This is a genomic window from Streptomyces tamarix (assembly GCF_032423885.1).
Lineage (GTDB): Bacteria > Actinomycetota > Actinomycetes > Streptomycetales > Streptomycetaceae > Streptomyces > Streptomyces tamarix.
Genome location: NZ_JAWCTQ010000051.1, coordinates 44,604 through 50,807 on the forward strand (window position 1 = coordinate 44,604; position 6,204 = coordinate 50,807).

6 protein-coding genes are annotated in these 6,204 nt (G+C 76.0%); 5 read left to right on the top strand and 1 reads right to left on the bottom strand.

Translation table 11 applies throughout. The features are described 5' to 3' along the window. The first annotated feature begins 24 nt into the window (after positions 1 to 24). The gene (locus RND61_RS28390) at positions 25 to 1,197 is read left to right on the top strand and encodes an acyl-CoA dehydrogenase family protein (RefSeq protein ID WP_315880996.1); all 1,173 of its coding nucleotides are present in this window, start codon (positions 25 to 27) and stop codon (positions 1,195 to 1,197) included. A 169-nt stretch (positions 1,198 to 1,366) separates the two neighbouring features. Here RND61_RS28390 and RND61_RS28395 read toward each other — a convergent pair whose 3' ends face one another. Continuing rightward, on the bottom strand, positions 1,367 to 1,753 hold the full coding sequence (locus tag RND61_RS28395) for a hypothetical protein (RefSeq protein WP_315880997.1): 387 nt from the start codon (positions 1,751 to 1,753) through the stop codon (positions 1,367 to 1,369). Between the two features lie 202 nt (positions 1,754 to 1,955). Here RND61_RS28395 and RND61_RS28400 point away from each other — a divergent pair, with 202 nt between their 5' ends. From RND61_RS28400 to fxsA, 4 genes are all read left to right on the top strand, one after another. After that, positions 1,956 to 2,396, top strand: coding sequence for an Lrp/AsnC family transcriptional regulator (locus tag RND61_RS28400; protein ID WP_236239047.1), 441 nt, complete (start codon positions 1,956 to 1,958; stop codon positions 2,394 to 2,396). A gap of 78 nt (positions 2,397 to 2,474) precedes the next feature. Further along, entirely contained in the window at positions 2,475 to 4,139 is a 1,665-nt protein-coding gene (locus RND61_RS28405; protein WP_315880998.1) for an amidohydrolase, read from the top strand. 588 nt (positions 4,140 to 4,727) lie between these two features. Then, positions 4,728 to 5,447, top strand: a complete 720-nt coding sequence (locus RND61_RS28410; RefSeq protein ID WP_391654326.1) for a polyprenol monophosphomannose synthase — start codon at positions 4,728 to 4,730, stop codon at positions 5,445 to 5,447. 58 nt (positions 5,448 to 5,505) lie between these two features. Then, positions 5,506 to 6,057, top strand: a complete 552-nt coding sequence (gene fxsA / locus RND61_RS28415) for an FxsA family membrane protein (protein ID WP_315881000.1) — start codon at positions 5,506 to 5,508, stop codon at positions 6,055 to 6,057. The last annotated feature ends 147 nt before the right edge of the window (positions 6,058 to 6,204 follow it).

A 6,204-nucleotide genomic window follows, 5' to 3' on the forward strand; every position in this document is an offset into this window, starting at 1 on the left:
CCCGACAGGGAGGAGAGCGCCGCAATGCCCGACCGCGCCCCGCAGCCGGTGGACCGCCAGCTGCCCACGGAGGAGGCCAGGGATCTGATCGCCCTGGTGCGCGACATCGTCCAGGGGGAGATCGCTCCCCGGGCGGCCGAGGAGGAGGAAGCCGGGCGCTTCCCGCGCGAGGTCTTCTCCGTCCTCTCCGAAGCGGGCCTGCTCGGCCTGCCCTACGACTCCGCCCACGGCGGCGGCGACCAGCCGTACGAGGTGTACCTCCAGGTCCTGGAGGAGCTGGCGGCCGCCCGCCTCACCGTCGGCCTCGGCGCCAGCGTCCACACCCTCGCCTGTCACGGCCTCGCCGGGTTCGGCACGAAGGAGCAGCGGGCCGAGCACCTGCCCGCGATGCTGGGCGGCGGTCTCCTCGGCGGCTACTGCCTCTCCGAGCCGTCCTCCGGCTCCGACGCGGCCTCCCTGCGCACCAAGGCCGTCCGCGACGGCGACGACTGGGTCATCACGGGGACCAAGGCGTGGATCACCCACGGCGGCGTCGCCGACTTCTACACGGTGATGGCCCGCACCGGCGCCGAGGGCCCGCGCGGCATCACGGCGTTCCTCGTCCCCGGCGACGCGGAGGGGCTCACCGCCGCCGCGCCCGAGAAGAAGATGGGGTTGAAGGGCTCGCCCACCGCCCAGCTCCACTTCGACGGCGTCCGCGTCCCCGACTCCCGCCGGATCGGCGAGGAGGGGGAGGGCTTCACGATCGCCCTGTCGGCGCTGGACTCCGGGCGGCTGGGCATCGCGGCCTGCGCCGTCGGCGTCGCCCAGGCGGCGCTCGACGAGGCCGTCGCGTACGCGCGGGAGCGGCGCCAGTTCGGCCGGCCCGTCGCGGACTTCCAGGGGCTGCGCTTCCTGCTCGCCGACATGGCCACGCAGGTCGAGGCGGGCCGCTCCCTGTACCTGGCCGCCGCCCGGCTGCGGGACGCGGGCCGGCCGTTCTCCCGGCAGGCGGCGATGGCGAAGCTGTTCTGCACGGACGCCGCGATGAAGGTCACCACCGACGCCGTCCAGGTGCTCGGCGGGTACGGCTACACCGCAGACTTCCCCGTGGAACGCCACATGCGCGAGGCGAAGGTCCTGCAGATCGTCGAGGGCACCAACCAGATCCAGCGCGTGGTCGTCGCCCGCCACCTCGTGGGCCCCGAGAGCCGCTGAGGCCCCGCGGCGGGGCCTCGCCCGCCGCGTTGCGGGGCGCGGCTCCCCGGCGCGCGGCGGGCCGGGGCGGGAACCGCCCGCCGGCGTGCCGCGCCGTACCCCGGGTCCGACGGCAGCCGCCCCGGCCGCGCTCGTGCGCACCGGGGCGGGGTGTCGGATCAGCGGGAGGTCAGGCGGCGCGCCCCATCCGCGAGGCGGTGCCGCGCATCTGCGGGACCTTGATCGGGCGGGACCCCGGCCCGCCCACGTGCGAGAACGGCTGCGTACGCCAGTCGAGCTCCTGGGGGAGCGTCAGCAGCAGCCCCATCTCCTGCTCCTGCGGCCCCGACCCGTCGTCGACGGGCCGCGCCTCCGCCACGGGCCGTCCGGAGCCGGTGCACACCGTCAGGACGAACGGGTTCCACGGCGTCGGGCACAGCGCGTGCTCCGGCAGGGTGTCCTCGTCCGCGAGCAGCGCGATGGGCTGCGCGCAGTCCGGGCAGACGACCCGGAACATCTCGAACATGTCGTATGCGTCGAGCTCATCGGCCTCGACCGAATCAACAGGCTCCTGCATGGAGAATCTCCCCCTCAGGCGGGCCGACCAGGCATGCGGCCCCGACCACCCCAAGCACTTCCCGGCGCGCCCGCCGGATAACCGTCCGGTCACGGACGTCCGTGGCCAAAAGCGTGTGGTGTTGGTCACATGCCGCCCGCAGGTGCCCGCGGGGTGACCGGACGACTGGGCCGGAGGGGTTCCGGGGCAATAGGTTGACCGCATGGAGGAGCTGGATCGTCAGATCGTCGAGTTGCTCGTCAAGGACGGGCGCATGAGCTACACCGACCTGGGCAAGGCCACGGGCCTGTCCACCTCGGCGGTGCATCAGCGCGTCCGCCGCCTCGAACAGCGCGGCGTCATCCGCGGCTACGCCGCCGTCGTCGACCCCGAGGCGGTCGGTCTGCCGCTGACCGCGTTCATCTCGGTGAAACCCTTCGACCCCAGCGCCCCCGACGACATCGCCGACCGGCTCGCCGACATCCCCGAGATCGAGGCGTGCCACAGCGTGGCCGGTGACGAGAACTACATCCTCAAGGTGCGGGTGGCGACGCCGCTGGAGCTGGAGCACCTGCTCACCAGGATCCGCTCCCAGTCCGGGGTCTCCACGCGCACCACGGTGGTCCTCTCCACCCCGTACGAGGCGAGGCCGCCCCGCGTCTGACCCCGCCGCACGACCGCCCCGGCGGCCGCGTCCGCCCCCGGCCGGACGCGGCCGCCGGCGCTGTCTACGCTGGTCACCATGACCGAGCGCGAACACCTCCCCCCTGCCGCCGACCCCGCTCGAACAGGGGGAGCCCCCACCGTGCTGCTGCGCGGCGGAGACGTCCACAGCCCCGCCGACCCCTTCGCCACCGCGATGGTCGTCGAGCGCGGACACGTCGCCTGGGTGGGGTCCGAGGGCGCGGCCGACGCCTTCGCCTCCGGTGTGGACGAGGTCATCGACCTCGAAGGCGCCCTGGTCACCCCCGCGTTCACCGACGCCCACGTGCACACGACCGCCACCGGGCTCGCCCTGACCGGCCTCGACCTGTCCGGCGCCCGCACCCTCGGCGAGGCGCTCGCGCTCGTACGGGACTTCGCCGCCGCCCGGCCGGGCGACCGGGTCCTGCTGGGGCACGGCTGGGACGCCGCGCGCTGGCCCGAGCGGCGCCACCCGAGCCGCGCCGAACTCGACGAGGCGGCCGGCGGCCGTCCCCTCTACCTCCCGCGGATCGACGTGCACTCCGCCGTCGTCACCACCGCGCTCCTCGACCTCGTCCCCGGCGTCGCGGACCTCGACGGCCACCACCCCGACGCGCCCCTCACCGGCGCCGCCCACCACGCCGTACGGGCCGCCGCGCACGGCGCGATCACCCCGGCCCAGCGCGCCGAGGCCCAGCGCGCCGCCCTCCGCCACGCCGCGTCCCTCGGCATCGGCACCGTCCACGAGTGCGGCGGCCCGGACATCTCCGACGAGGAGGACTTCACCGCGCTGCTGGGGCTCGCCGGGGAGGAGGGGCTGCCCCGGGTCGTCGGCTACTGGGCCGAGGCCGTCGCGGGCGCCGCGGACGCGCGGCGGATCCGCGAACTGGGCGCCGTCGGCGCCGCCGGCGACCTCTTCGTCGACGGGTCGCTCGGCTCCCACACGGCCTGCCTGCACGAGCCGTACGCCGACGCCCCGCACACCGGCACCGCCCACCTCGACGCGGACGCCGTCGCCGCCCACGTCGCCGCCTGCACCGAGGCCGGGCTCCAGGCCGGTTTCCACGCCATCGGCGACGCCGCGGTGACCGCCGTCGTGGAGGGCGTCCGGGCCGCCGCCGAGACGGTCGGCCTGCACCGGATCCGCGCCGCCCGGCACCGCGTCGAGCACGCCGAGATGCTCACCCCCGAGACCGTCGCCGCCTTCGCCGAACTCGGCCTCACCGCCTCCGTCCAGCCCGCCTTCGACGCGGCCTGGGGCGGCGAGGACGGCATGTACGCCGAGCGGCTGGGCGTCGAGCGCGCCCGCACCCTCAACCCGTACGCGGCGCTGCTGCGCGCCGGTGTTCCCCTCGCCTTCGGCTCCGACAGCCCGGTCACCCCCCTGGACCCCTGGGGCACCGTCCGCGCCGCCGCCTTCCACCGGACGCCCGAGCACCGCGTCTCCGTCCGCGCCGCCTTCACCGCCCACACCCGCGGCGGCTGGCGGGCGGTCGGCCGCGACGACGCCGGCGTCCTCGTGCCCGGCGCGCCCGCCGACTACGCCGTCTGGCAGGCCGGTGACCTGGTCGTCCAGGCACCCGACGACCGGGTGGCCCGCTGGTCCACCGACCCCCGCTCGGGCACGCCCGGCCTGCCCGACCTGACCCCAGGCACCCCGCTGCCGGTGTGCCTGCGCACGGTGGTCGGCGGGCACACGGTCTTCGTGCGGCCGAACGAGTGAGTCGGAGGCGGTCCGGCCGCCCGGGCGGCGGGCCGGATGCTCCGCCACGACCTGCGGATCTTCGTCGCTGACCTGGGCGTTCGTCCAAACGCCGCAGGTGGCACGGGTGTTGACAGGCAACGGTGAACGGCGGGTAGGTTCGGCCGCGTCCACCACGGACGTCCGACCGGCCGAGCAGAGCCTTCCCGCCGCCGCGGAGCGCCGCTGGATCGCGGGGTGGCGCGCCGCACCGGCGCGCCACCGCTGGGAGCCAGGTTCAGCGCCAGCGCCCCGCGGCGGTGGAGGTCTCCGGACGGGCGTCCCCCCGGCTCCCGGGAGCCGGGGCGGGGTGCGACCCGGGTGGGGCCCGGACGTTCAGTAGACAACGGCTCTCGGACGACCCGCAGCCAGCGGGCCCCAAGGTCGGCCCGAAGGACGCCGGGCCCCCGTGCGGACCGGTACGCGCCACCCCGTCCGGCTCCGCCCGACGCCGCCGGTCGTCCGCGCCGCAGGCTCGCTAAGGTGGGCATCCGCGCTAGGACGTAAGGGGCAGTAGTGAAAGACGACGGTCAGAGTCAGCGGCGGTACGGACCGCTGGGCAGAGCCTTGGTGATCATTCCGACCTACAACGAGGCGGAGAACATCGGGCCGATCGTCTCCCGGGTGCGGGCCGCCGTGCCGGACGCGGACATCCTCGTCGCCGACGACAACAGCCCGGACGGCACCGGCAAGATCGCCGACGAGCTGTCCGCCGAGGACGCGCACGTCCACGTGCTGCACCGCAAGGGCAAGGAGGGCCTCGGCGCGGCCTACCTCGCGGGCTTCCGCTGGGGCATGGACCACGGCTACGGCGTCCTCGTCGAGATGGACGCCGACGGTTCCCACCGGCCCGAGGAACTGCCCCGGCTCCTCACCGCCCTGAAGGGCGCGGACCTGGTGCTCGGCTCCCGTTGGATCCCCGGCGGGCGGATCGTGAACTGGCCGAAGTCGCGGGAGTACCTCTCCCGGGGCGCCAGCGTCTACTCGCGGCTGCTGCTGGGCGTGCCGATCCGGGACGTCACCGGCGGGTTCCGGGCGTTCCGCACGGAGACGCTGCGGGGGCTGGGGCTGAGGGACGTGGCGTCGCAGGGGTACTGCTTCCAGATCGACCTCGCCCGCCGCGCGGTCGCCGCCGGCTTCCACGTGGTCGAGGTGCCCATCACCTTCGTGGAGCGCGAGCACGGCGACTCCAAGATGAGCCGGGACATCATCGTCGAGGCGCTGTGGCGGGTCACCGCCTGGGGCGTGACCGCCCGCGCCGGTCGCCTGACGGGCCGCGAGCGCCGCTGACGCGGGACGGGGGCGGGCCTTTACGCCGTCCTGCCGCGGCCCCGGGCACACTGGAGGCATGACGACCGGTGCACCCCTGCTGCCCCCGACCCGTGGGCGTTCCCGCGCCCGCACCCTCATACCCCTCGGCCTGGCCGCCTGGCTGGTGCTGGAGATCTGGCTGCTGGCCCTGGTGGCGGACGCCGCGAGCGCCCTCGCGGTGCTCGCCCTGCTGGTGGCCGCCGGGGCGCTCGGCGCGGCCGTGGTGAAGCGGGCCGGGCGCCGGGCGTTCACGGCGCTCACCGAGACGCTCCAGCAGCAGCGGACGGGCGGTGCGCCGGCCGCGGACGGGAAGGGCGGCACCGGCAACGGCATGCTGATGCTCGGCGGGCTGCTGCTGATGCTGCCGGGCCTGGTCTCCGACGTGCTGGGCCTGCTCCTCCTCCTCCCGCCGGTCCGCACGGCCGCGGCCCGCTTCGCGGAACGCGCCCTGGACCGCCGCGTGGGCACGGTCCTCCGGCAGGCCCGCATCCACCGCCCGGACGGCAAGGTGGTTCCGGGCGAGGTGATCCGCGACGCCTCCGGGGACCCGGCGGACCCTCGGGGCACCCGCCCGCCGCTCACCCCCTGACGACCGGGGCGCCGCACCGCGGCCGGGCATCCGCCCGGCACCGGGTGCGGCCCGTCCGGCACCGGGTGCGCCCGGCGGGGCGCACCCGGGCGCCCGCAGGCACGTGAAAGCCGCGGGGGGGGGGGGGGCCCGGGGGGGCGCGCCCGC